This window comes from Polaromonas sp. (assembly GCF_031411155.1).
GTDB lineage: Bacteria > Pseudomonadota > Gammaproteobacteria > Burkholderiales > Burkholderiaceae_C > Polaromonas.
The window spans coordinates 1-3,409 of record NZ_JANOAL010000220.1; the positions used below are offsets into that span (position 1 = coordinate 1).

At 64.1% G+C, this 3,409-nt stretch carries 4 protein-coding genes; all 4 read left to right on the top strand.

Translation table 11 applies throughout. The features are described from left to right. On the top strand, positions 1-921 hold a 921-nt coding region (locus RMO23_RS13780), incomplete at its 5' end, for an ABC transporter substrate-binding protein (protein ID WP_309682558.1). A 213-nt stretch (positions 922-1,134) separates the two neighbouring features. After that, positions 1,135-1,761 carry a LysE family translocator gene (locus RMO23_RS13785; protein WP_309682560.1) on the top strand — a complete coding sequence of 209 codons (627 nt, stop codon included), beginning with the start codon at positions 1,135-1,137 and terminating at the stop codon, positions 1,759-1,761. Between the two features lie 24 nt (positions 1,762-1,785). Continuing rightward, positions 1,786-2,649 carry a branched-chain amino acid ABC transporter permease gene (locus RMO23_RS13790; RefSeq protein ID WP_309682562.1) on the top strand — a complete coding sequence of 288 codons (864 nt, stop codon included), beginning with the start codon at positions 1,786-1,788 and terminating at the stop codon, positions 2,647-2,649. Further along, the coding region (locus RMO23_RS13795; protein WP_309682565.1) for a branched-chain amino acid ABC transporter permease at positions 2,646-3,409 on the top strand (764 nt) is incomplete at its 3' end. The genes RMO23_RS13790 and RMO23_RS13795, both read left to right, overlap by 4 nt.

Genomic DNA, 3,409 nt, shown 5'->3' on the forward strand with positions numbered 1-3,409 from the left:
GAAAACGCCAGCAAGCTGGTGCAGCGCGACAAGGTCGATGTGCTGGTCGGCACCGTGCACTCGGGCGTGCAGATGGGCATCCAGAAAGTCGCGCGCGACAGCGGCGTGCTGAGCCTGATTCCGAATGCCGGCGTGCATGCCGCCACGCGCGGCCTGTGCGCGCCGAATGTGTTTCGCACCTCCTTCAGCAACTCGCAGCCGACACGCGCGCTGGGCCAGGCCATGGTCGCCAAGGGCCACAAAAAAGCCGTCTGGATCACCTGGAAATACGCCGCTGGTGACGAAGCCTTCGAGGGCTTCAAGGAAAGCTACACCGCGGCGGGCGGCACCATCGTCAAGGAGCTGGGCCTGCCCTTCCCCAACGTCGAGTTCCAGGCCCTGCTGACCGAAATCGCCGCGCTCAAGCCCGATGCCGTGGCCTGCTTTTTTGCTGGTGGCGGCGCGGCCAAGTTCATCCGCGACTACGCCGCCGCCGGCCTGAAAGACAAGATTCCACTGTATGGTTCGGGCTTTCTGACCGAAGGCGTGCTGGACGCCGCCGGCCCCGCTGCCGACGGCATCATCACCACCATGCACTACAGCGACTCGCTGGACACGCCGCGCAACAAGAAATTCCGCCTCGACTATGCCAAGGCCTACAAGGCCCAGCCTGATGTGTACGCGGTGCAGGGCTACGACACCGGCCTGCTGCTGGTGCAGGGCGCCAACGCCGTCAAGGGCGACCTGGCCAACAAGCCGGCGCTGTACAAGGCCCTGGAAGGCGCCACCATCGACAGCCCGCGCGGCAAGTGGACCATGAGCAAGTCGCACAACCCGGTGCAGGACATTTACCTGCGCCGCGTTGAAAACAAGGAAAACAAGGTCATCGGCATTGCCGCCAAGGCGCTGGCCGATTCGGGCGCCGGCTGCAAAATGGGTTGAACGTGGCCCCCACGGTCGCTCACTGCGTGTAGCTCCCTGGCCCCCGAGGGGCCCGCGCGCCTGCGGCCCGGCGAAGCCGGTTCCGCGGCCCCGGCTGGGTTGAAGCGTTCCCGCGGTCGCTCACTGCGTATCGCGCCTCGTTCCGATTCTTTTTTTGAACACAACTGGTGCGGGGCGTGCTTGCCGTCTTGCAGCGATGCTATCTTCACCATCATGACGCTTACCACCTACCTCCTCTATGTCGCTGCCGTGGCCCAGCTGATCCTCACGCCGGGGCCGACCATGTTGATGTGCATGACCCATGCCCTGAACCATGGGCCGCGCAAGGCCATGACGTCCGTGTCCGGAAGTGTCAGCGCCGTGCTGTGCGTGATGCTGCTGTCCGCACTCGGGCTGGGCGCCCTGCTGGCGGCATCGGAGGCGGCCTTCACGGTAGCCAAGGTCATCGGTGCGGCTTACCTGATCTGGCTGGGTATCAAGACTTTCCGCAGCGAGGCCGCGGTGCTGCGGTCTGGTACAGGCGGTATCGAAACATCGCGCCGCTCATTTTTTTTGCGCGGTTTTCTGGTTGGCGCCAGCAACCCCAAGGCCGTGCTATTTTTTGCGGCCTTCTTTCCGCAGTTCCTGAACCCGACCGCACCCTTTGCGCCGCAGTTCGCCATCCTCGCCCTCACCTTCATGGCGTTTGAATTCACGGTGCTGACGTGCTGTGCGCTCGGCGTGTCGCGCATCGCGCCGCTGCTGCGTTCCAGCCGCACCGTGCGCTGGTTCAATCGCGTCTCGGGCGGCCTTTTCACGCTGATGGGCAGCCTGCTGCTGCTCACGCGCCGCCACGCCTGAGCCGGCGCAACCAGTGTTCACCCAATGGATCTAGCCAACTTCCTCATCCAGCTGCTCAACAGCGTGCAGTACGGCCTGCTGCTGTTCATGCTGGCCGCCGGCCTGACGCTGATCTTCGGCATCATGGGCGTGGTCAACCTGGCCCATGGCAGCTTTTACATGCTGGGCGCCTACCTGGCCTGGTCGCTCAGCGCGCAGCTGGGCAGCCTGGCATTGGCCATTATTTTGGGCGCCGTGCTCTCGGTGCTGTTTGGGCTGGCGCTCGAATGGCTGCTGTTTCGCCATTTTTACCAGCGCGACCACCTCGATCAGGTGCTGCTGACCTTTGGCCTGATCTACATCTTTGAAGAGCTGCGCTCGATTCTGTGGGGCGACGACGTGCACGGCGTGCCCATTCCCGAGCTGCTCGGCGCCTCCATCCCGCTGACCGACACGCTGTCCTACCCGGTCTACCGCCTGTTCATGTCGGGCGTCTGCCTGGCGCTGGCGCTGGGCCTGTACCTGCTGATCGCCAAGACCCGGCTCGGCATGAAGATACGCGCCGGCGCCTTCAACCGCGACATGGCCGAGTCGCTGGGCATCAACATCAAGCTGATCCACGCCGTGGTGTTCGCACTCGGCGTCGGGCTGGCGGCGGTGGCCGGCATGATCGCCGCGCCGATTGCCAGCGTCTACCCCAACATGGGCTCGCAGGTGCTGATCATGTGTTTTGTCGTGGTCGTGATAGGCGGCATCGGCTCGGTGCGCGGCGCGCTGATTGCGGCGCTGCTGGTCGGCCTGGTCGACACCTTTGGCAAGGTGCTGCTGCCCTCGGTGGCCGGCATGCTGGTCTACATGCTGATGGCCGGCGTTCTCCTCTGGAAGCCCGAAGGGCTCTTTAAACAATGAGCTCCGCAAAATCCAACCTCGAAATCCTGCCGCGCGGCGTGCAGGTGGCACTTAGCCTGGGCCTGGTCGCCCTCGTCGCCTTCCCTTTCGTGGGCACCGACTTCTACACCCAGATGGTGACCCGCATGATGATCATGGCGATTTTTGCCATGAGCCTGGACTTGCTGCAGGGTGTCACCGGCCTGGTCTCGCTGGGCCATGCCGCCTTCTTCGGCATCGCCGGCTACGCCCTGGCCTTCCTGACGCCGCAGGGCGAGGCTGTCAGCCTGTGGTGGACCTTGCCGCTGGCGGTGCTGGCCTCGGGTCTGGCGGCGCTGGTCATCGGCTTTTTTGTGGTGCGCACCCACGGCATCTACTTCATCATGGTCACCATGGCCTTTGCCCAGATGGTGTTCTACCTGTTCTTTGACAACAAAATCCTGGGCGGCTCCGACGGCCTGTACATCAACTTCAAGCCCGACATCGCGATCTTTGGCTGGGTGCCGCCTTTTTCCTGGTGGAATCTGGACAGCAAAGTCACGCTCTACTACTTCACCCTGGGCGCCATGCTGGCGGTCTATGCCTTTTTGCGCCGCCTGCTGTGGAGCCCGTTCGGCCGGGCGCTGGCCGGCATTCGCGTCAACGAGCACCGCATGCGCGCCCTGGGCTTTGGCAGCTTTGGCTACAAGCTCGCGGCCTTCACGCTGGCCGGCAGCCTGGCCGGGCTGGCGGGCTACCTGTGGGGTATGCAGACCGGCTACATCAACCCCGAGCTGATGGG